This window comes from bacterium (assembly GCA_035505375.1).
In the GTDB taxonomy this organism is placed as follows: Bacteria; Hydrothermota; Tepidihabitantia; order Tepidihabitantales; family Tepidihabitantaceae; genus UBA2258.
The window spans coordinates 1-20409 of the sequence record DATJQV010000029.1 but is presented as its reverse complement, the minus strand read 5'-3'; the positions used below and the strand labels follow the sequence as shown (position 1 = coordinate 20409).

19 protein-coding genes are annotated in these 20409 nt (G+C 61.5%); 12 read left to right on the top strand and 7 right to left on the bottom strand.

From position 1 onward, the window contains the following. Positions 1-649: 649 nt before the first annotated feature. The 3 genes from VMH22_04775 to VMH22_04765 form a co-directional block, all read right to left on the bottom strand. On the bottom strand, positions 650-1066 hold the full coding sequence (locus VMH22_04775) for a hypothetical protein (GenBank protein HTW91003.1): 417 nt from the start codon (positions 1064-1066) through the stop codon (positions 650-652). 122 nt (positions 1067-1188) lie between these two features. Next, positions 1189-3840: a TonB-dependent receptor gene (locus VMH22_04770; GenBank protein HTW91002.1), complete on the bottom strand. Its 2652-nt coding sequence runs from the start codon at positions 3838-3840 to the stop codon at positions 1189-1191. A gap of 348 nt (positions 3841-4188) precedes the next feature. Then, complete coding sequence (locus tag VMH22_04765; protein HTW91001.1) at positions 4189-5922, bottom strand: FlgD immunoglobulin-like domain containing protein; 1734 nt, start codon at positions 5920-5922, stop codon at positions 4189-4191. Between the two features lie 347 nt (positions 5923-6269). Between VMH22_04765 and VMH22_04760 the strand changes: the two genes are divergently transcribed. Both VMH22_04760 and VMH22_04755 read left to right on the top strand, forming a co-directional pair. Further along, positions 6270-6791: a hypothetical protein gene (locus tag VMH22_04760; GenBank protein HTW91000.1), complete on the top strand. Its 522-nt coding sequence runs from the start codon at positions 6270-6272 to the stop codon at positions 6789-6791. Between the two features lie 192 nt (positions 6792-6983). Beyond that, a complete protein-coding gene (locus tag VMH22_04755; GenBank protein HTW90999.1) occupies positions 6984-7199 on the top strand; it encodes a hypothetical protein in 216 nt (71 codons plus the stop codon). A 415-nt stretch (positions 7200-7614) separates the two neighbouring features. Here VMH22_04755 and VMH22_04750 read toward each other — a convergent pair whose 3' ends face one another. After that, positions 7615-8676: a queuosine precursor transporter gene (locus VMH22_04750; protein HTW90998.1), complete on the bottom strand. Its 1062-nt coding sequence runs from the start codon at positions 8674-8676 to the stop codon at positions 7615-7617. 220 nt (positions 8677-8896) lie between these two features. Here VMH22_04750 and hslU point away from each other — a divergent pair, with 220 nt between their 5' ends. From hslU to VMH22_04725, 5 genes are all read left to right on the top strand, one after another. Continuing rightward, positions 8897-10261, top strand: a complete 1365-nt coding sequence (gene hslU / locus VMH22_04745) for an ATP-dependent protease ATPase subunit HslU (protein HTW90997.1) — start codon at positions 8897-8899, stop codon at positions 10259-10261. A gap of 129 nt (positions 10262-10390) precedes the next feature. Further along, positions 10391-11320 carry an ornithine carbamoyltransferase gene (gene argF, locus VMH22_04740; protein HTW90996.1) on the top strand — a complete coding sequence of 310 codons (930 nt, stop codon included), beginning with the start codon at positions 10391-10393 and terminating at the stop codon, positions 11318-11320. 153 nt (positions 11321-11473) lie between these two features. Beyond that, on the top strand, positions 11474-12394 hold the full coding sequence (trxB, locus tag VMH22_04735) for a thioredoxin-disulfide reductase (GenBank protein ID HTW90995.1): 921 nt from the start codon (positions 11474-11476) through the stop codon (positions 12392-12394). A gap of 9 nt (positions 12395-12403) precedes the next feature. Continuing rightward, complete coding sequence (locus tag VMH22_04730) at positions 12404-13372, top strand: D-alanyl-D-alanine carboxypeptidase (GenBank protein HTW90994.1); 969 nt, start codon at positions 12404-12406, stop codon at positions 13370-13372. A 78-nt stretch (positions 13373-13450) separates the two neighbouring features. Beyond that, on the top strand, positions 13451-14539 hold the full coding sequence (locus tag VMH22_04725) for a DNA recombination protein RmuC (GenBank protein HTW90993.1): 1089 nt from the start codon (positions 13451-13453) through the stop codon (positions 14537-14539). A 57-nt stretch (positions 14540-14596) separates the two neighbouring features. On the opposite strand, the gene VMH22_04720 is transcribed toward VMH22_04725, so the two are convergent. Then, positions 14597-15550, bottom strand: coding sequence for a DUF2330 domain-containing protein (locus tag VMH22_04720; protein HTW90992.1), 954 nt, complete (start codon positions 15548-15550; stop codon positions 14597-14599). After that, complete coding sequence (locus VMH22_04715) at positions 15550-16152, bottom strand: hypothetical protein (protein ID HTW90991.1); 603 nt, start codon at positions 16150-16152, stop codon at positions 15550-15552. The genes VMH22_04720 and VMH22_04715 overlap by 1 nt, the downstream gene beginning before the upstream one ends. A 348-nt stretch (positions 16153-16500) precedes the next feature. Here VMH22_04715 and rpsR point away from each other — a divergent pair, with 348 nt between their 5' ends. From rpsR to VMH22_04690, 5 genes are all read left to right on the top strand, one after another. After that, positions 16501-16722 carry a 30S ribosomal protein S18 gene (rpsR, locus tag VMH22_04710; GenBank protein HTW90990.1) on the top strand — a complete coding sequence of 74 codons (222 nt, stop codon included), beginning with the start codon at positions 16501-16503 and terminating at the stop codon, positions 16720-16722. Next, the gene (gene rplI, locus VMH22_04705) at positions 16722-17168 is read left to right on the top strand and encodes a 50S ribosomal protein L9 (GenBank protein HTW90989.1); all 447 of its coding nucleotides are present in this window, start codon (positions 16722-16724) and stop codon (positions 17166-17168) included. Before rpsR ends, rplI begins: the two co-directional genes overlap by 1 nt. Positions 17169-17303: 135 nt before the next feature. Next, positions 17304-17786: a bifunctional nuclease family protein gene (locus VMH22_04700; GenBank protein ID HTW90988.1), complete on the top strand. Its 483-nt coding sequence runs from the start codon at positions 17304-17306 to the stop codon at positions 17784-17786. Positions 17787-17797: 11 nt separating this feature from the next. After that, entirely contained in the window at positions 17798-19024 is a 1227-nt protein-coding gene (tyrS, locus tag VMH22_04695; protein HTW90987.1) for a tyrosine--tRNA ligase, read from the top strand. Between the two features lie 80 nt (positions 19025-19104). Then, entirely contained in the window at positions 19105-19359 is a 255-nt protein-coding gene (locus tag VMH22_04690) for a hypothetical protein (GenBank protein ID HTW90986.1), read from the top strand. A 302-nt stretch (positions 19360-19661) separates the two neighbouring features. On the opposite strand, the gene VMH22_04685 is transcribed toward VMH22_04690, so the two are convergent. Continuing rightward, on the bottom strand, positions 19662-20018 hold the full coding sequence (locus tag VMH22_04685; protein ID HTW90985.1) for a hypothetical protein: 357 nt from the start codon (positions 20016-20018) through the stop codon (positions 19662-19664). Positions 20019-20409: the final 391 nt, after the last annotated feature.

Sequence of the window (20409 nt, the reverse complement as noted above, 5' to 3'; positions counted from 1 at the left end):
GGGTCTCAACGCAGCGCCTTCCGACCCCAGCGTCTGACTCCTGCAAACTGCCAACTGGAAACTGGCAACTCGCGCCGTAGGCGCGTCAGGTCCTGGCCAGGACCCATGAGGACGTCTTTGACGTAGAAGCGCCGAAACCCTAGGCAACACGCTGGAACCTGCCAGGCGGCCACTCGTCCGGCCACTGCGACCTGCCGACTGGCAACTGGAAACTCGCGGCGAAGCCGCGTGACGTCTTCGACATCGCCGCGCCGAAGTCGTAGCGACTGACAAGTGGCTGCCCGCAGCGATGCGGGCAGCCTTTGGTTATGAGGACAGCCGACCTACTCGGTGAGTATCACCTTCCTACTGAAGCGCTGATTCTCAGCAATCAAGGCGCGGAAGTGGACCCAGCAGACAACGCTACACGCATTCGCACCTCAAGTGCTGCGCTTTACTGTTGAATTGGTCAAGTCGATGGCAATTAAGTATTGTGTCCCCGACCCCCCCCGACGGGCCATCAAGGCCAGTGTGGATTCCAGGTTGTCGATTGTAGATTGGCCGACCCCCGTGCGGATTGACAGCCCCGCCAGCTCCATCTGTGCTGTCAGTAAGATAGGGAAGTGTCCTTCTCCTCCCCTCTTTCCACCCGCGGACGCCGGCCGCTGAGCTACTTCGGCGGTCTTGGATTCGGCAGCGAGAAGTGAAACGGGTCTGACCAGTTCGTGTAGTTGTTCCAGTTGCTGCTGGCCGCGCGTACGCGCCAGTAGTACCCCCCATACGTCGAGTCCGAAGCAGTAACCCCGGTCTCGTAGATCCGCGGGTTTGAGTATACTATGTGATGGAGAGTAAACAGCGAGTCCCAGATGGAGACTTGAATCTCGTAGAACTGAGCACCGTGAACCGCTTGCCAGCCGAAACCCACAGCCTGCGGATAGCAGGTGTCGTTGCTCACCCAGCCGTTGACAGGGTCGGAAAGTACGGGCGGCGGCGGCGGGTCGGACTTTGTCGGGTTGGTCGGTTGATACGAGTTCGGGTCTCTGCAAGCCAGCAGGCAGAGGAGTGCGCCGCAAGCGGCAAGTAGCAAGCGGAGAATGACAAATGATCGAACCCGGGAAGAACTCCGTCGGGCCAACTTCGTCATTTCCACTTCGTCATTTCCCTCTGTTATTCGAGCCTGGTCTCTGGTGGAGCTTCGCCATTCCGCTCCTAGAACCCGACCGTGAATCCGAGCCGCGCCCGACGAGGCGGGCCGTAGTTGTTTATCCAGTCGATCGCTGCACTGTGAGACGCGAGCGCGCTCCTGTATCCCTCGTACTGACCCTCGTCCGCAGACATGAACCCGTCGTGGTTTGCGTCCAGTTGCGGGTTGTAGTACGCATCACCAAACCAGCGCGGCACCCGCGCGAACTCGAAGTCGTAGTACGAGAACCGTGCGCCGTCGTCAATCGGCGAACCCGTCATCGGGTATACGTAGAGCACTTCCCTGATGTCGAGCACGTTCAGGATTTCCGCCACCAAGTCAACCTTCACGCGCCCCAACCGGATTGGCTTGGTCAGGACCGCATCAACGTTCGACTGCCACGGCCCGTTGAGCACGTCCCACGTGGCCGGGTCGCCGATGCCGCCGGGCGGCGAATAAGGGAACCCGTTGCCAAGGTATCCGAGCAAATGGCAGCCGAGGCTGTCGAGCACGGCATCAAGCCACTTGGTCCCGGTCGTCTGCTCCGGCACGGTGGCGTCGACCTGCGCGAAGAACCGATTCCGCTGGTCAAAATCGAGGCTGTACTCCACGTCGGGCACGGTCCGGCCCTGCCGGATGAACAAGTCGTAGTACTGGTTCGCATAGGCGCTGGTGCCGCGGGCATAGGAGAGTGTGTAGGATAGTTTGGTGTCAAGCCAGCTATTCCTTGCCTCGACGATGAACTCGACGCCGGTTAGCTTCGCGTAGTCCATGTTGACGTAGGTCACATACGGCTGAGGCAGGGCTGGCACCGATCGCGTACCGACGAGGTCGAAGACGTCCTTGTGCCAGAGATTCGCAGTAAGCAACAGGTCTCTTGTCACCTCGCCCTGGAACCCCATCTCATAGGCCTGGGTCCGCTCCGGCTTCAGGTCGGGGTTGCCGACTATGCGCAAGGGAGCATTGCGATAAACCATCGGGTTCACCGTGTTGTCGTACAGACATGAGAACACCGGGAACTGCGTGTAGTAGCCGTAGTTTGCACGGGTGAAGAGCCAATCGGTTATGCGGAATGACGCGCCGAGCCTTGGCGACAACGCGCTCTTAGGCGTGGCAGTCGCGCGGGGCGACTGCCAGACCGAGAGGCTCTCCTTGTAGGTAGCGTTGGGCCGAAGCTGGTCAAAGCGGAGACCGAGGTCGGCATACAGGTCTTCGTACTCGACCTTGTCCTGCATATAGGCGCTCATCTCGACCGGCCGGTACTGGTAGGTATCGGTGAACGGGAAGTTCGACTTGAGAGCAACGTACCGGACACTCGACACGTCATAGAGGTCGCCTTCCGCGCCTGCCGATACTTGATGGTTGGGCGTCACCTGCGCAGTGGCGAGCAGCTTCGGGCTCCAGACTTCCGATGCGGTGTGACCATAGTCATCAAAAGTGCCCCGGGTGATGAAGTACCAGTAGCGGTTCCACGTCATGTGCCACGGGTTGTTCTCGTCAACCACCGCCAGCCCGTATTCGCTGGTGTCGCGGAACTGAAAGTCTTGCCACATGCTCACCGGCCCCGGCTCTCTCACGCCATACGTCTTGTCGGAGTAGAAACGCGAGACCTGCACCTTGCCCAGGAACCGTTCCTCGGGCAGCCAGGTCAGGCAGGCTGTGCCGAGGTTGCCGTGGCGCAGGTCTGAACGGTACTCGTCGAGCCGGAGCCGCCACTGCGACTGGTACCGGTCAAACTGACTGCGGGATACCATGGCTGAGCCGGTGAGCTTCAGTGTGGGACCAAGGTCTGCAACCGCCTTGCCATAGAGCGAGTAGTCAGCACGTCCTTTGTGCGGCAGCAGGAACAGGCGCGGGTCCCAGTCTGAGGTCGTCATGCCGTCCGCATCTACGAACAGCCGCAGGTTCTTCGTCACCGGCAGATGCGCCTGAACTGACTGGTCGTTATATCCGAAGTTGTAGTCGTAGGGCATCGGTTTCTCGGTGCTGATTCGGTACGACGCGCTAGGCTCGGACTTCGGGTACGCGGTTATCATGTCAACCACGCCCGACATCGCCCGGCCGTATTCGGCCGAGAACCCGCCGGGCATGAATATCACCTCATCGGCCGCGCTGGTCGGAAGCTGTATGCCGAAATCGCCCGACACCGGGTCGACCACGCTCACACCGTCAATCCGGTAGTCGACCTCGTCGGCCCTGCCCCCGCGCACGTGAAAGCTCGACTCGGTCTGCGCCACCCCGGGCGAGAACGCGGGAATTCCGCCCTCCAAGTATTCGAACGGCAGGTAGCTCATCTCCTGGGCTGGAATCGAATACCTCGCACCGACCATGTCTTTGGAGACAATCTGATTATCCGCTTTGACCGTGACTTCAGGCAAGGCGATGGCGGATGTGCTCAGGCGAAAGTCGACCCTCGCTGTACGGTCCGGCTCCACCCGCACGCCGGTCACGCTCACCGTCCGATAGCCAATCACCGAGGCCTCCACCGCGTACGTGCCGACCGGGACGTTCAGGATGACGTAGAACCCGTCCGCACCGCTTGCCGCTCCGAAAGTCTGACCGGAGACGACGACGTTCGCCTCTGCCAACGGCTGTCCGCCCTCGTCCAGCACCCGGCCGGCAATCTTGCCGAACTCACCCGCGAACGCGACCGCGCCCGGCACGGCCAGACAGAACATGCTAATGAGAGCGCCCAATACATGACATTTCGGCCTCCTCACCCCCAACCCTCTCCTCAACGAGGAGAGGGAGCGGGGAGTTCCCTCTCCCTTGATCGGGAGAGGGCAAGGGTGAGGGTGAAATGACAGGTAATTCATGCCCGGAGCAGTAAGTAACCAGGAACCGCGAACATGCGGTCTCATGTCCGGCTTCCGCCTGGAGAGATTCTCGGGCAACATGAGGACACTACCCCTATCTCGACTCTCGCCAGACCTCGTGGGAATTCAGGTTCCACTGGTTGTCAGGATAATGGGCTTTCGGTCTTGCGTCAAGGTGCGCGACCCAGCTTCTGCATGGGAGGACATCTGCTATTCGGTCATGACTACCTTTCTGCTTATTCGCTTCGTGCCAATGTCCAGCGTGCAGAAGTAGACTCCGGTCGGCAGGGCGCGGCCCCGGTCATCTCTGCCGTTCCAGGAAACCGAGTGGAGTCCGGCAGGTTGCGGCCCGCCGGCCAGCCTTCGCACGGCCTTGCCGGCAACGTCATGGACGGTCAGCGTCACCGACCCGGCGCGCCCAAGCTGGTAGTTGATGGTGGTCGCTCTACCGAACGGATTGGGCGCGGCCAATATCTCGACACTTGGGACTATCGGCCTACTGCCCTCGGCAATCCCAACCGGAACGGAGAATCTCTGGACAACAACTGGGTTCCTCGAAACCACGCCCTCGGAGGGTGTAAACGTAAAGAGACCGGCGACCTGGTCAATAACGTACGTCACACGGAAGGTGTCGTCATCGAAGTAGTCGATAGCCGACGGAAAGCGACAGCTCCACGACCCCTGGCCCGTGATTCTCACGCTCGGCTGCCAGCTCGCGCCGTTGTCCCCGCTATCTTGGGCCATGAAGATGTCGGCCCGGAGGTAGGACGTGGTGGTGTCGACGTTCAGCGAATCGAACTGTTCCCAGGCGACGTAGAGGCCGCCGGCCTGGTCTTCGCCCATACTCGGGCGGCAGGCGTACGTCGCGTTGGAGTCGAGCACGCCCTTCATGTTGGCCGGGTTGCAGCCCGCGCAGTGGATCCGGCTCCACTGCGGTGTGTCGTCCGGGCAGTAGTGCCATATCTGCGACGGCACGGGCAGGGCCGTGTCGTTCACAACCGGCGACAGATTTGCCACGACGTGCAGCCGGTCGTGCCGGTCGTAGAACGGAAATAGCGACTGGGTGCCGAAGCCTGTCAGCGTGTCCACGCCATAGGCTGCAGGGGGAACCAGTTCGGAAGTGCTGTCCCACGTCAGGCCGCCATCGGTACTGTACATCTGATACGCTTTATGGGACTGCTTCACTTCCCAGACCAGCGCGACCTTGTTCGACACCTTTGAGGCGGCGATGTTCTGACTGGGGAAACCAGGGGTTGGAACAATCCCGCTCATTGGAGCGGACCAGTGCGGCCAGCTATCAGGGGCAATGCGGCAGTAGGTCAAGCCATAGCTGGAAGTTATCGGGAAGATGTGCACCGCGCCGGTCTGGCCCACCGCAATCGGCGGCCACATGCAAGTAGTGAGGGTCGTATCCGAGTAGTTGCCCGTCACTCCCTTGTCAACCCAGGGCCTGGTTGCACCGCCGAGGGTGGCGTGGCAGCTAATGAAGGGTGTGCCGCTGGTATCCACGTCGATGCCGCCGAAGCCCGCGCGCCTCCCGAAGACGTTCAGTCCCCTGGACATGAAGCTCGTCGAGTCAGAGTAGACCCACTTGTGTAGCGCGCGGTCGTAGTAATTGAGGCGCATGTTCCGGCCAGGAAAGTAGATCGTCGTGTCGGCAGAATACATCCAGACAACGTAGATTCCGTGGCCCGCCGCATTGACGAGCAAACGCCAAGATGGTCCGTTGAACTGATTGTCGTAGGTTGTGCCGCCGACTGTATCAACTTTGCCGATTGTGAACCGGGCGCCGGCCAGCGAACCCGGCGGGCCCGACCTACCGTCGCCGGGAAACGCATTAGCCGACCTCGATGAAACGTCGGGCGCGAGCACCGTTTGGTTGGCCGCACCTATGGCCAGTGCCGGAATCAGCACCAGCAGGGACATGAGAACCGCTTGCCGCATAGGACCTCCCTCTAGAGCACCTACGTTCCTAAGCATGGCCCCGGCCAGTGTTTAGACGACTGCCGGGTTACTCCACGCAGCCTTACGGTCTGTTCTTGTGCTCGGCCACGCTTCCAGACCCGGCCGAAGACTGTGGCCGCACCTCAACTATATATACTTCGGCATTGGAAAACGGCGTGAAGTCCGGCCACGCGACAGCGGCTCCTGCGGTCCATGCCCCAATTTCGCCCGCCATTCGCGCCCCGCCGCAGCCCAAGCACAAGCGCAAGCTCAAGCCGCAGGCCGCGGGCCGGCAGCCCACTTCCCACCGACTTGACACGCGCGGCCGTGAGTCTATCATGTTCACGATGAGGCTCGGCGTTCTGCTCAGCTCAATCCTCGCAGCAGTCTGCCTCGCCGGCCAGCCTGAGGCGTCCACCCAAGCCGCAGCCGGCACCGATTCTGCGAACCTCCATCAGCGCGCCGTGAATCTCAGCAGCCCTGCCCCCCACTTCGCGGCGCGCCTCAGCTCGCCTTTCGACACCACCCGCGCACACGACACACTGCCTGGGCGCTTGCGCATCCTCAATCCGTTACTCGTCCGCTTCCTGCCCGACGCAGGCCACATGGCGGTCACCTGCGGCCAGTGGCACAGTGCGAGATACCTGCGGGGGGCGGCGAACGATGACAGTTTCTACCGGAACCCGAGTCTGAACCCGCATCTGCTCAATGAGTATTACCCGTACGACAGCAAGGAAATGCGGACGATTGGTGAGGTCGCGGGTTGGCTGACGCCTCTTCTCGTTTCCATCGATGACCAACAAGCCCTCATGCCCGGACGATACGACCCTCCGCCCGGCCGTCATGGATGGCCTTACCGCCAATGGTGACGGCTGACGCCTTCGGCTGACGGCTCACGGCTAGCCGCCGACCGCCTCCGGATACCTGAGTCCTCTGTCCCTCCATCTCTCGTTCGTCCATCTTGGATTATGGGGCCATGTCACGCGGCAGAGCATCATGAACTCCGGCGGGCGGCAGTAGGTGGCTTGATTGACCTGCTCGACGTGCTATACTGATTCATCATGAAGACGGCAGTGGAGAAGATCGCCGCCGAAGTCAGCGCCTTGCCGGACGCGGAGCTGGACGAGTTGCTGGCCTGGCTTGCCGAGTTCGAGTCACAGCGGATGGACTCCTGGGACAAGGAGATTGCCGCGGATGCGCTGCCGGGCGGTCGGCTGCAGGGGCTGCTCGACCGCGCCAAGGAGGATATCGCGGCCGGCCGGACCAAGCCCCTCTGACGACATTCTAGATTGCAGATTTCAGATTGTAGATTGCCCGCGCACGGCGGGCCTTCGTTCTCTGGCGCGCGAATCCTCGGCATCCCTCTCTCTGTTTCAAGAAGACCGGCGACGTCTGGGCTGTGCGAGTGGTGCGGGGCTACCGGGCACTCGCGCTACTTGATGGTGATCGGTTCTGTTGGTTCTGGATCGGTTCGCACGACGAGTACGAGAGGCTGGTCTAGAGCGGCCCGAGTCCGTGCCCGATCCCGCTCGGGAAGTCCCGGCGACACAGCAGGCGATTCCTGACGCAACGACATTCCAGATTGTAGATTACAGATTAGCTTGGACAACCCATTTCCGATTCGAGATTGACCGTCAGGTTCTAAGCACTCCAGATTCCGGATTGACGATTGCAGACCAGCGCGGCGCTGGCCTAGCCCATTCGCCGAGAGCACCAGAGCGCCGTGGCGACCGGCAGGACCGATGCCAGAGTCCAGGGGTGCCAGGCACGAGCGAGGAACAGAATTCCCTGATTCGCCAAGAACAGGGCCGCGGCCAGAGTCAGGGCCCAGCGCTTCATCCGCCATAGCCCGACCGTCGCGAGCAGAATCAGCAGGGCGTTGAACACCAAGTACAGAGTCGTCGCCGGCACGAGCTCCTGGCCCTCGACCTTGAAGATGAGTAGCTGGGCGGTGGCGAAGGCGAGGATACAGGCGAAGGTCACGAGATTCGGACGGTGGAGATTTGGTTCGGCTTGGGACACGATCCCATTCGAGGACGAATGGGTCATGTCCCCGCCGCCGTGGAACGGGTTGAAGTCGGTGTGGTAGTCGTAGAAGTCTTCCTGCTCGCGGTGTTTCAGGAAGCCCACAATCGCATAGGTCAGCGGAGTGAACAAGACCTCGACGCCGACCTTGAAGATGTAGTTGGAGACCAGAACCGCGACCAGCACGCGGGTCGGATACCCGGTCGCGCCGAGAAAGGCAATGGAGACAAAGAGCAGGGTGTCCACAAACTCGCCCACAATCGTCGAGCCGATCGTCCGGGACCAGAGCCACCGGCCTCGGGTCCAGATCTTCATCTTGGCCAGCGTATACGAGTTTGAGAATTCCCCGGCGAAGTAGGCAATCAGGCTGGCAATCACGATTCTCGGCACGAGGCCGAGGATGTTCACGTAGTCCTGCTGGAACGGCCAGCCCTGAGCGGCCGGAATCCGGCCGACCAGAATGTAGACGTTGGCCATCAGCAGCGTGCACGCGAAGCCGAGCCAGATGACCTTGCGTGAGCGGCTGAACCCGTAGACCTCGGTCAGGATGTCGCCGAAGATGTAGCTGAGGGGAAAGAGGATCGTGCCGCCGTCGTAGGTGAAGATCCAGAAATGGACGAGCTTAACCGAGACGGTGTTGGAGATGAGCAGCACCGCCACGAAGAAGGCGGTAATGACGTCGAGGTAGCGGAAGCTCTTGCGCTCGGAACTCACGGCTGGGTCGACCATCGCGCTTACTCTAGGCAGCGGCGGACCAATGTCAAACGCTTCCACCAGAGGAATGACCAATTGCCAATAGCCAATCAAGCCTCAATGACTCAGTGCCACCCTCACCCCTTCCCTCTCCCTCTGGGAGAGAGCGAGGGTGAGGAACTGGGAATTGTCGATTGGTCACTCGGTCTTTCCTTCATTTGACTGCCGTCGCTTCTGCCCTATTCTATACGCCCTCATGCCTCGAAGAACCAGGTCAACCGATCTGCCGCCACCGGCGCCACGGCCGCAAGCTCTGACGCCGCAGGAAATCGTCCACGAGCTTGACCGCTACGTAATCGGCCAGGATAAGGCCAAGAAAGCCGTGGCCATCGCCCTGCGTAACCGCTGGCGCCGCAACCAGGTGCCGGAGCAGCTCCGCGAAGAGATACTGCCCAACAACATCATCCTCATCGGCCCCACGGGAGTCGGCAAGACCGAGATCGCCCGCCGCCTCGCGCGCCTGGCGCAGGCGCCGTTCGTCAAAGTCGAGGCGTCGAAGTTCACCGAGGTCGGGTACGTCGGCCGGGACGTGGACTCGATGATCCGGGATTTGATGGAGATCGGCGTCAATATCGTGAAGGCAGAGCGCATGCAGGCAGTGATGAGGCAAGCCGAGGCACTGGCCGAGGAACGAATCCTCGACATCCTGATTGCCCGCCAGTCAAAGGCGCACGAAGGCCGGGAGGCCCGGGAAAGACTGCGCGCGCATCTCCGCGCCGGAGAGCTCGACCAGCAGATAATCGAGACCGAAGCAACGACCCACTTCATGCCGTTCTCCGAGATGCTGTCGCAGATGGGCGGCGAGGAGATGGCGATCGAAGTGCAGGAGGTCATGTCCGCCGCCATGCCCAAGCGCACCAAGAAGCGGAAATTGACTGTCGCCGAGGCCCGCCGCCTGCTTCCGCAGGAGGAGGCGCAGAAGCTGATTGACATGGATGAGGTCATTGCCGAGGCGCACCAGCGCACCGAGAAGACGGGCATCGTGTTTATTGACGAGATCGACAAGATTGTGGCCGCCACGCCCTCGACCTCGGGACCGGACGTATCGCGCGAAGGTGTACAACGCGACCTGCTGCCGGTGGTCGAGGGTTCGAGCGTCCTTACCAAGTACGGGATGCTCCGCACCGACCACATCCTTTTCATCGCCGCGGGCGCTTTCCACAAGGTGAAACCCGCGGACATGATTCCCGAGTTCCAGGGCCGGTTCCCGATCCGAGTGGAACTGCAGCCGCTCTCCGGAAACGACCTGCGCCGCATCCTGACCGAACCCGAGAACGCACTGGTCCGCCAGTATACCGCGCTGCTGGCAAGCGAAGGCGTGAGATTGACCATTACCAGGGACGCGATTGACGAGATTGCCGCCATCGCCGAGCGGGTCAACAACGAGACCGAGAACATCGGCGCCCGGCGGCTGCACACCGTGATGACCGCGCTGCTCGACGATATTCTGTTCAGGCTGCCGGACCCGAAAGTCACGGCGCAAACGGTCACCGCCACCTACGTCCGCAGCAAGCTGAAGAACATCGTGGAGAACAAAGACCTGAGCCGATACATACTCTGAGGACCGGATAGTGCAGAATTCAGAAACCAGAGACCAGAAACCAGAATTGCCGGACACACCGAAATCTCATACCGGCATTCTGGCCTGCTGCCCGAAGGCTGCCAAGAAAGGGTTTAAGCCACAAACACCATGAACAAAGACCTGACGTCCATTAATGACCTGTCCAAAGACGAAATCCTTGGACTGCTGAAGAAGTCAATCGAACTGAAGCAGGCAATCAAGCAGCAGCACCGTCTCGACATCGCGCCCGGCGCGATGGGAGCGCTGATATTCGAGAAGCCGTCGCTCCGCACGCGGGTAACCTTCGAGAAGGCGATGCGCGACCTCGGCGGTTCCGCCATCTACCTTGGCCCGACCGACATCGGGCTCGGAGTAAGAGAGACGGTGTCGGACGTTGCACGCAACCTGTCGCGCTGGGTGGATTGCATCATCGCGCGTGTCTTCGAGCACTCGAAGATTACCGAACTTGCTGCCAATGCTACGGTGCCGGTGGTCAACGCCCTCTGCGACGAGGAGCATCCGTGTCAGATTCTCGCCGACCTCTTGACTGTGCTCGAGCACCGCGGCAGCCTCGAAGGTGCAACTATCTGCTGGACCGGTGACGGCAACAACGTCTGTAACTCGCTGATGCTTGCCTGCGGCCTGGTCGGCGTCAACCTGCGGGTGGCCACCCCCAAGGGCTTCGAACCGCCGCATGCGGTAACCACACGAGCCCTGGAATACGCAAAGAAGAGCGGCACGCAGATTGTCCTCACCTACGACCCAAAGGCCGCGGCGAAGGACTCGGACTTTGTCTATACCGACGTCTGGGCGTCGATGGGCCAGGAAGCAGAGGCGGAACAACGGAAGCATATCTTCCGGCCCTACCAACTCAATCGTGAGCTGATGGCCCAGGCCAAACCCGGAGCCAAGGTGCTCCATTGCCTGCCCGCCCATCGCGGTGAGGAAATCACCGCCGAAGTCCTTGAAGGCCCTCAGTCCGTCGTGCTGGACCAGGCCGAGAACCGGCTCCACGCGCAGCGGGCCGTGCTCGCCGTTCTGCTGAGCCGCAGCAGGTAATCCGCCGACGACCACGGCCGCCTGTTCGACCTCGGTCTCGTAAAGTCATAGCGCAGCGAATCGAACTCCTGCGCTGGCGGCAAGGACTCTTCCAGCGCGGAAGGTGCATCCAGTCTTGCCCTTCCGCGCCTTTTCTCGTAGAATACCCACGCCTTGAAGCAGACCGAAATTCTTGCCGTGGGCGCAGGTCCCGCCGGCCTCACCGCCGGCATCTATGCCGCCCGCTCCGGTCACAAGGTAATCATCATGGAGCAGTCGTTCGCCGGGGGCCAGATGGCTCTTACTTCCGAGGTCGAGAATTATCCGGGCTTCTCCGAGCCGGTCGGCGGAATGCTGCTTGCCCAGACCATGGAACAGCAGGCTGCGCGCTTCGGCTGCGAGATGATGAATGCCGAGGCGACCGGAATCGCCGTCACCTCCGGCGGCTTCGAGGTTGCGACCACTGCCGGCCCGATTGCGGCGATGACAGTCATCGTCTGCTCCGGGGTCAAGCCGAAGCGGCTCGGCGTCCCCGGCGAGGTAGAGCTCGTCGGTCGCGGCGTGTCATACTGCGCTATCTGCGACGGCCCGCTGTTCAAGGGAAAAGAGGTCGCGGTAATCGGCGGCGGCGACTCCGCACTGGACGAGGCGCTGTACCTCTCAAACATCGTCGCGCGTGTTCACGTCGTCCATCGCCGCGACGAGTTTCGCGCCTGCCGGCTGGGGCAGCAGCGGCTGCGTGAACGCAGCAACGTCGATTACCACCTGTCCTGCGTGGTCGAGTCCGTCGATGGAACCCAGCGCATGGGCGGGCTGACCGTGAAGAACCTCAAGGACGAGTCACACTATTCTCTACCGGTTGCCGGCGTTTTCATCTACGTCGGATGGCTGCCCAACACAGGCTGGTGCGCCAATCTGCTTGCGTTGGACGGCGGCGGCAACATCAAGACCGACGACCGTCTGCGCACGAACGTCCCGGGCGTATTCGCCGCGGGCGACGTTCGCAACACTCCTCTGCGCCAGGTCGCGACCGCGGTCGGCGATGGCGCGCTCGCCGCGATGTCCGCCCACGACTTCCTCATAGGAAAACGCTAGCACTCAGGAATGCCGGGTAGGCCGACGCTCCAGGCCCTGATACTCGCCCTGGCCTTCGGCTTGGCCGGCACCGGCGAACCGGCCACTACCCAGCCGCCGCCTCCGCCTGAAGTAGTTCGCTATGATCTCAGGTCCGCGCTCGACGGACAGATCCGGGCGCACGGCAACATCCACTGGCGCATCGGCATCGCCGTCTTCTCCTGTTCCCGCGATTCGCTGCTCTACGATTCCGGCGCAAGCCAGCCGCTGCGGCCGGCCTCGTGCCAGAAGCTCCTGGTAACGTCGTACGCCATCGAACATTGGGATTCATCCCTGGTCCGTGCGCTTGACCTTCACCTCGATTCCACCAACCTGACTTCGCATCTCCACCGCGTCAACCGGAAACTCGTCGACTCGCTGGGCTTGAATGCCCGGCCCGACTTCCCCGGCTACCGCCACCTGGTGCTCGCCGACCGCGAGTCGGACAATACCGAAGCCGAGTGGATGCTCGACTTCCTCAGCCGCAGGTACGGCATCGATGGCCCGCGCCTGCTGGATGCATTTCTCGACCAGCGCGGGGTCACCCGGCCGGGCATGAAACTCTGCGATGCCTGCGGTCTGTCGCAACACAACCGTCTCACCGCCGCCACCCTGGCAAAACTGCTCGTGACCGACTATCAATCGAAATGGCGGGACCTGTTCATTTCCACCCTCGCGGTGCCGGGCCGGCCGGGAACGCTGATCAAACGCAACCTGGACGTCGGGCCACATCTGGCGGCGAAGACCGGCTATATCCGCGGCGTCTTCTGCCTGTCCGGCTTCCTGTTCGGGCAGACCGACACCTACGCTTTCTCGTTCATCGTCAACGACTGCGGGTCGGGCACCCGGGCCTACGAGCTCTTCAACGGCCTGCTCGACACGATCTACAGTTGGAAGTCGAGTGAAGCAGATGTGCCGATAGTCGGCCGCAGGTTCGACCCCGGCGCGGTACAGAACTGACGCCGGCACCCCACTTCCACCGCCCACCTATCTGCTTGACTGTACGACGCGCCGGTCTATGATTCTGGCGATACTGACATGCTAGGCACCATCGTCGTGGTCGTCTGCGCGGTGATCGTCCTGGTGCTGTTCCTCTTGATGTACAACCGCATCGGTGCCGGCTCGGACGGCAAACAGAGCCTGTCGCTGATGCAGGACCAGGTGAATGCTCTGCGCAGGGAGACCACGGACGCGCTCACCAACAGCACCAAGAACGTGAACCAGCAGCTCTCGGTCCTGACCTTCCAGGTCCAACAGCGGCTGGACGCTCTCGACCGCTCGATGCGCGACACTACCGGGCAGGTCAATACCCGGCTCGACAACGCGGTCCGAGTCATCCGCGAGGTCTCGGCCACGATGGGCGAGCTCTCCAAATCCTCGCAGCAGATATACGAAGTCGGCAAGGACATCGCCTCGCTCCAGGAAATCCTGAGAGCGCCGAAGCTGCGCGGCGTCGTGGGCGAGCTCTTCCTCGGCAACCTGCTCGACCAGGTCGTACCCCAGAACTACGAACTCCAGCACCGGTTCCGGAGCGGTGAGGCGGTGGACGCGGTCATCAAGCTCGGGCCCAAGCTGGTGCCGATTGACGCCAAGTTCCCGCTCGAGAACTTCCAGCGCCTGACCGCTGCCGGCGACGCAGAGCGCAAGCCGCTGCGCAAGCGTTTCATCGCCGACGTCGAGAAGCACGTGGACGCCATCGCCAGCAAGTACATCCTGCCGGACGAAGGCACCTATGATTTCGCGCTGATGTACATCCCGGCCGAGAACGTCTACTACGAGACGATCATCAAAGACGAGCCGGACGAGGAGAATGTCAGCGCCTATGCCGTCTCGCGCCGGGTCATCCCGGTGTCACCAAACAGCCTCTACGCCTATCTCCAGGCAATCGTCTTCGGCCTGCGCGGGCTTCAGATTGAGAAGCGAGCCGAGGAAATCCTCGGCCACCTGAACCGGCTCCAGGGCGACTTCGGGAAATTCCGCGAAGACTTCGACACCGTTGGCACGCATCTCAAGAACGCCCACAACAAGTACGACGATGCCCTGAAGCGTTTGGGCCAACTCGAGGGCAAGCTGGAAATAAGCTCTGCCCTCGCCGAGCCGCCCGGCCCCGAATCGCTGTCCAAATAGCAGCGCCCCGCGCCGAGGCGTCAGCCGCGGACAAGGGGCGCGATTCTGAATTCTACGCTACAGACTGCGTGGCCGGCCGCGTCGCCGGCGCGCGAAGACGACGATGCCGAGCAGCGGGACAAGACCGCTCAGGGCGCCGTAGAACCCGACATAGCCTCGCTGGACAACTCGGTAATCCTTGTCATCGGGCGCACTACGCAGGTAGACGTCCTCCATCCCCGCGGTGTCATAGTACTTGAGCAGCTTGGTCAACCGGCCAGGTCGGTCGACGAAGCCGGGAAAGGTCGGAAATGAGCCATGGTCAACGCGGCCGGAGAAAAGCAGCGTTGCGCCCGGGAACAGCTGACGATGGTCGGCCACAACGTAGAGAACGACTCCACTATACGCGGAGCTCAGCCGGCTGATGTACATTGGGTAGACGGCCGAGTCGGCAGCAAAGGTCAACCTGATGCCGACCGAACGGTAGTACCCGAGCCCGGTGCTGTCCAGCGACCGGGCGACGACGAAGTACTGCCAGTTCATCGCGGTGTAGTGACTGAAAACCGAGGCCGCGCTGTCCGGCAACGCATACCCCTCGTTGCGCAGATATGCGGCCAGCGTCTCGGGCTCTGACGTCCTGAGCACTTGGTAGCTGTACGTTCCGATAGTCCCCCGTTCGATCTGCTCGACGCCGAGCGAGTCGCTGTTGTACACGCCGGACTCGCTCACCTCGGATGCGCAGCCGAACCCGGAGCCGGTACGATACAGCGGCCGGCAGAAGTACTGCAGTTCATCAAGGAGCGAGAGTTGGAAGGAGTCAACCGCGGGCTCGGCCGGCAACGGCAGAATCCAGGAGAAATCGGTGGCCTCGGACCGGAACGAGGTGGCAACCGACAGTTGTTCCGTGCCGTCCAGATATCGGATGATGGCCACCTGACCGTATTCCTCGATCGCCACATCCGGCGGCACGACCATGCCGCCGTCAGCGAAAGCTGCACCGACAAGGACGAGCAGGGCAATCGCCAGTCTCATCACTGCCTCCCTGATTCGGACTCGGACGGCGCGAAGCGGACCACCAGCCCGACTCCGAACGTGGAAGCATCGAGCGACTGGTCGTAGTAGTACAGATCGCCGGACTGCGGTCGGTCGATGGGAACGGACAGGAATCGAAACCCGCACTCCGCGTCGAGCCGGAGCGCTCCGGACTGATAGAGCACGGCGCCGCCATTCAGGCCGAAGCCAAGGCTCGTCCCGCCGTCCCAACGGCCATTGATGTTACCGAGCGTGTCGGCATCCAGCGTCCGCTCCGCGGCGTACCCGGCGAGCATCGCCGGCACGATGTACGCCCCGAGCGCCGACCTGGTGCGCAGCTCCACACCCAGCTCCAGTTCGGCACTGGCGAGGTGAAAATCCTGATACTCCCCGGTGCCTGAACCGATAGAGCCGGCGGCGCCGACCCGGAAGGCGAACGTACTCGTGCGCGGAAGTCGAACACCCAGGCATGCGCCGGGCATCAGGCGATAGGTGGCTTGCATCTCGGACGCGAGCGGTTGTACTGCGGCGACGCCGAAATAGGGCTCGACCGCCAGCGCAAGGCCCGTCAGCAGCGACAGCGAAAGCAGAAATCTCATCATCAACCTCCTGGTTGCAGTTCACTTACGGCCGGCGCCATTCGGCCAAGGCTACCTTGGCGACCACTCAGTGTCAAGCTTCGGCAGCCCTGGAACCGCGGGTTCGAGGGTCCTGGGGTTCCAGGGTTCGGGCCGGAATCTTCCTCATCTGCGTAATCTGCGGATAATCCTATCCTCGTCCGCAATTCTGGTTTCTGGTTTCTGAATTCTGCTATGTCCGAATCCTCAATCTGCGGATCTCCTTCCCGCGTCCGCCTTTCTGCATTCTGGTTTCTGACTTCTGCATTCATCCTTTCCCCAAGTGTGCCTTCCTTGACTCTCCCGTCTTTTTCTCTATCCTCACAGTCTAACATGAGAAGAAAGATGCCGATCCGCCGCAAGAGAACCTGTTACTTCTGCGACCGGGACATCACTGAGGTCGACTACCGGGATCCGCACCTGCGCGACTTCCTGACCGAGAAGGGCAAGATTGTGTCCGGCAGGATGTCGGGCGTTTGCGCCCGTCACCAGCGCCGTCTCGCTCGCGCGATCAAGACCGCGCGGAGCATGGCGCTACTGCCGTTCAACCCCTGATGAAAGTCATACTGCTCTCCGATATCGAGCGCGTCGGTTCCCGCGGCACGGTCGTCAACGTTAAGCCGGGCTATGCCCGCAACTACCTCTTCCCCCGTAAGTTGGCGCTCGAGGCCACCAAGTCTCAGGTCGCGCAACTGGACTCCATCCAGAAACAACTCGCCTCCAAGGAAGCGAAGATTACCAAACGGCTGACCGACCTCGCCGGTCGCCTCGGCCTGGTCTCGGTAAAGACGACCATCAAGATGGGCGAAGAAGGCGCATTCGGCTCCATCACCAACGCCGACATCGCCACCCTGCTGACCGCCGAAGGCCACGAAATCGACAAACACTCCATCGTTCTGGCCGAGCCCATCAAGAGCCCCGGAGTGTACGACGTCTCGATCAAGCTCGGTCACGAGGTCTCGGCGACAGTGAAGCTTTGGGTCGCCGAAGAACCAGCCTAACGGCCACGGATAAAGCAGAATTCAGAATCCAGAAACCAGCACTGTCGGACAGGGGCCGCTGCGGCCAATGCAGAAATCCGGATCATTCTGATTTCTGGTATCTGCTCTCTGATTTCTGAATTCGTCCGGACTTCCATGATTGAAGTCCGCGTCGAAGGCATCCTTGTCGACAACGTGAACAACTCGCCGGTCGTGCTCCTGCGCGAGCGCGACGGCGATCGGGTCCTGCCGATATTCATCGGCCCGCTCGAAGCCTCGGCCATCGCCTACGCCCTTGAAAAGACAGCCTTCCCCCGGCCGCTCACGCTCGACCTGATGCGGCTGATGGTGGAAGGACTCCAGGGCCGCGTGCGCCGGGTCATTATCACCAAGATTGAAAACGAGACTTTCTTCGCCGAGGTCGTGCTCGAAGCCGACAACCGGGTCGTGACCATCGATGCACGTCCGTCCGACTCGGTCGGCCTTGCCCTCCGCACTGACGCGCCCATCTACGTTGCCGATGCAGTCATGGAAAAAGCCAGCCAGTGGATCACGGCGCAGGACGAAGACCGACTGAAAGAGCTGCGCGAGAAGATGCGCACCATCAACCCCGAAGACTTCGGGAACTACAAGATGTAAGGTAGAAGGAATTGCCAATTCCCAATTCCCAATCCCTAACCCCTAACCCCTCGCCCCTCGCCCCTCTTCTCCGCGGGATCGACCGTCTCGAAACCGAGGCGGAGCTGCAGGCCAAGCTCAAGAAGTCGCACGAGACCGGCAAGCCCTTGCGGGTAAAGCTGGGCATCGACGCGTCGGGTCCGGACATCCACCTCGGGTTTGCCGTGCCCCTGCGCAAGCTCCGCCAGTTTCAGGACGCCGGCCACCTTGCCGTGCTCATCATCGGCGACTTCACCGGCAGCATCGGCGACCCGTCGGGCCGCTCCAAGACCCGGCCTCAGCTCACCGATGAACAGATTCAGGCCAACATGGAACGGTACAAAGAGCAGGTCTTCAAGATCCTCCTGCCCGACCGAACCGAATTCCGCTACAACTCCGAGTGGTCCAAGCCGATGGGCGGGGCCGACATCATCAAACTCGCGGCCAAATACACGGTCGCCCGGCTGATTGAACGCGAGGACTTCAAGAAACGGCTGGCAGCAGGCGACCCGATCCACGTCCACGAACTCCTCTACCCCCTGTTCCAAGGCTACGATTCGGTCGCGGTCAAAGCCGATATCGAACTCGGCGGTGCTGACCAGTACTGGAACCTGCTCGTTGGCCGCGAGCTCCAGCGCGAGTTCGGCCAGGAACCACAGATTGTCCTGACCATGCCTTTGCTCGTCGGCCTCGACGGCGTCCAGAAGATGTCGAAATCCTACGGCAACTACGTCGCCATCACTGACTCGCCGCGCGAGATGTTCGGCAAGCTCATGTCCATCCCCGACGCCCTGATTCTCAACTACCTTGAACTCTGCACCGACCGGCCCGAGCCCGAACTCGCCGCGTTCAAGCAGCGGCTCGGCGCGGGCGAGAACCCGCGCAACATCAAGGTCGAGTTGGCCAAGGACGTTATCGCGCTCTACCACTCCCGCGCCGCGGCCGACGAAGCCTCGGCCGAGTTCGACCGCATCTTCCGGGACAAACAGTTGCCGGACGACATGCCCGAGTTCAGGGTCCCCGCCGCGGGCATCAACATCATTGACCTCGTCGTCACTGCCGGGCTTCTTCCCTCCAAGACCGAAGCCCGCCGCAAGCTCGTCGAGGGCGCGTTCTACATCGACAACCAACGTCTGACCGATGCCGGCCTGCTCGTCAAAGTCACGTCCCCCACTGTCCTCAAAGTCGGCAAGCGCCGCTTCCTCCGTCTCGTACCGTAGTCCCAGCTCAAGCCCAAGCGCAAGCTCAGGCCCGAACCCGGATGGAAACGGACATCCATAGATTTCGCAGATTACACCGATTGTCCGAGTACGGACCGAATCTCGCGAAGTACCAGTCGAAGTATGCCGGGAAGTACCGGCCGAAGTATCCTCAGTTGCGCAGTCGCTTGCATAAGCACATGTGTCTTCAGCCGTGTAGCAAGCTGTGTCTCGACTTGTGCAAGAAGTTGCTCGCGGAGTTGAATCACGAGAAGTTCGAGAAGTTGTTCCACAAGAAGTACCAGCAGTTGTTCGTGTTGTTGTTCGGCAAGTTGTTCGTCTTGAAGTACCTGTAGTTGTAAGGTCAGTTGTACCTCGTGCTGTATCGGCAGATGCAACCGGGGGAGCGGTCCCTGGGCCGCCCACTGGGCGGCAGAATTGTGGCTTCCAACCGGCGCACCACTACATATGGATGTCAGTCAGGCCTTTGGAGCACGGCAGCAGAGTTGCCGCTTTCCCGGAACGGCACGCGGCTCTCTGCGAAAATGGGGACTGCACCGCGCGTCCGTGCGCTCCTTGGGACTGTCCCCATTTTCGATCTTGCATCCCGTCAAAACGCCTTCTTAGGCATTGGGATCGTGCCCAAGTCCGGGTTGAGTCAAAGCTCTCGCATCAGGATTCCGCGGTTCGATGCCGTTCTGAACTCGGCAGTGGCATAGGCGCTGACGGCGTGACTGGCTGTCGCGGTTGCCTCACGGCTGAACGCGCAGGTCAGGCTGGAACTCGCTGCGCGACTCGCCGCCGCACTCAACCTGCGGTTGAGCACGCAGGTCAACGCGCCGGTCAGAGCCGGGTCCTGTGCGGCCGTGACAGCGGCGCTGAATTCGCCATTCTCTGCGCCGTTGGCCGCCGCACTGAGTCCGGCGGTCTGTCTGGCGCTGAAACCTGCACTAACTCCTTGACTGACGGCCACATTGAGCACCGCATCGTGTGCGGCCTTGAATGCCGCAGTCACCCCCGGATTGACTCCCCCCCTTCCGATTCAGGTCCCCGCACAAGCCTCCTGGCAGCGTCCCTCCAACGGGGCAGGGCGGGCTTTCGCCCGCCCGTGCCCTGCTGTCTACCGTCTACTGTCTACGGTCGCTTGCCTACTTGCCGCTCACCTCATCACCACGACCTTTGCTCCCTCGCCAGAACTGAAATAGAAGTTCACCACCAAGACACAAAGAAGGTACGGATGGAAATGTCCGGTGTACGCTTGGTGCCCTTGGTGAGCGCTATAGGATTAAGCCTGTGCTGAGCGATCTATTGGACAAGAAGGCTGTCTCGCCTTCAGATGGTAGTAAGCAAGTGTCCGAAATGGTCTACCATCGAAAGGAGACAGCCATGACCGCAAACAGCCTAAT

Bases quoted from the DNA above. Each gene is read 5' to 3' on its own strand.
- VMH22_04770 (HTW91002.1), bottom strand. From the start codon at position 3,840: ATGTTCTGTCTGGCCGTGCCGGGCGCGGTCGCGTTCGCGGGTGAGTTC.
- VMH22_04765 (HTW91001.1), bottom strand. From the start codon at position 5,922: ATGCGGCAAGCGGTTCTCATGTCCCTGCTGGTGCTGATTCCGGCACTG.
- VMH22_04760 (HTW91000.1), top strand. From the start codon at position 6,270: ATGAGGCTCGGCGTTCTGCTCAGCTCAATCCTCGCAGCAGTCTGCCTC.
- VMH22_04755 (HTW90999.1), top strand. From the start codon at position 6,984: ATGAAGACGGCAGTGGAGAAGATCGCCGCCGAAGTCAGCGCCTTGCCG.
- VMH22_04750 (HTW90998.1), bottom strand. From the start codon at position 8,676: ATGGTCGACCCAGCCGTGAGTTCCGAGCGCAAGAGCTTCCGCTACCTC.
- hslU (HTW90997.1), top strand. From the start codon at position 8,897: ATGCCTCGAAGAACCAGGTCAACCGATCTGCCGCCACCGGCGCCACGG.
- argF (HTW90996.1), top strand. From the start codon at position 10,391: ATGAACAAAGACCTGACGTCCATTAATGACCTGTCCAAAGACGAAATC.
- VMH22_04730 (HTW90994.1), top strand. From the start codon at position 12,404: ATGCCGGGTAGGCCGACGCTCCAGGCCCTGATACTCGCCCTGGCCTTC.
- VMH22_04725 (HTW90993.1), top strand. From the start codon at position 13,451: ATGCTAGGCACCATCGTCGTGGTCGTCTGCGCGGTGATCGTCCTGGTG.
- VMH22_04720 (HTW90992.1), bottom strand. From the start codon at position 15,550: ATGAGACTGGCGATTGCCCTGCTCGTCCTTGTCGGTGCAGCTTTCGCT.
- VMH22_04715 (HTW90991.1), bottom strand. From the start codon at position 16,152: ATGATGAGATTTCTGCTTTCGCTGTCGCTGCTGACGGGCCTTGCGCTG.
- rpsR (HTW90990.1), top strand. From the start codon at position 16,501: ATGAGAAGAAAGATGCCGATCCGCCGCAAGAGAACCTGTTACTTCTGC.
- rplI (HTW90989.1), top strand. From the start codon at position 16,722: ATGAAAGTCATACTGCTCTCCGATATCGAGCGCGTCGGTTCCCGCGGC.
- VMH22_04700 (HTW90988.1), top strand. From the start codon at position 17,304: ATGATTGAAGTCCGCGTCGAAGGCATCCTTGTCGACAACGTGAACAAC.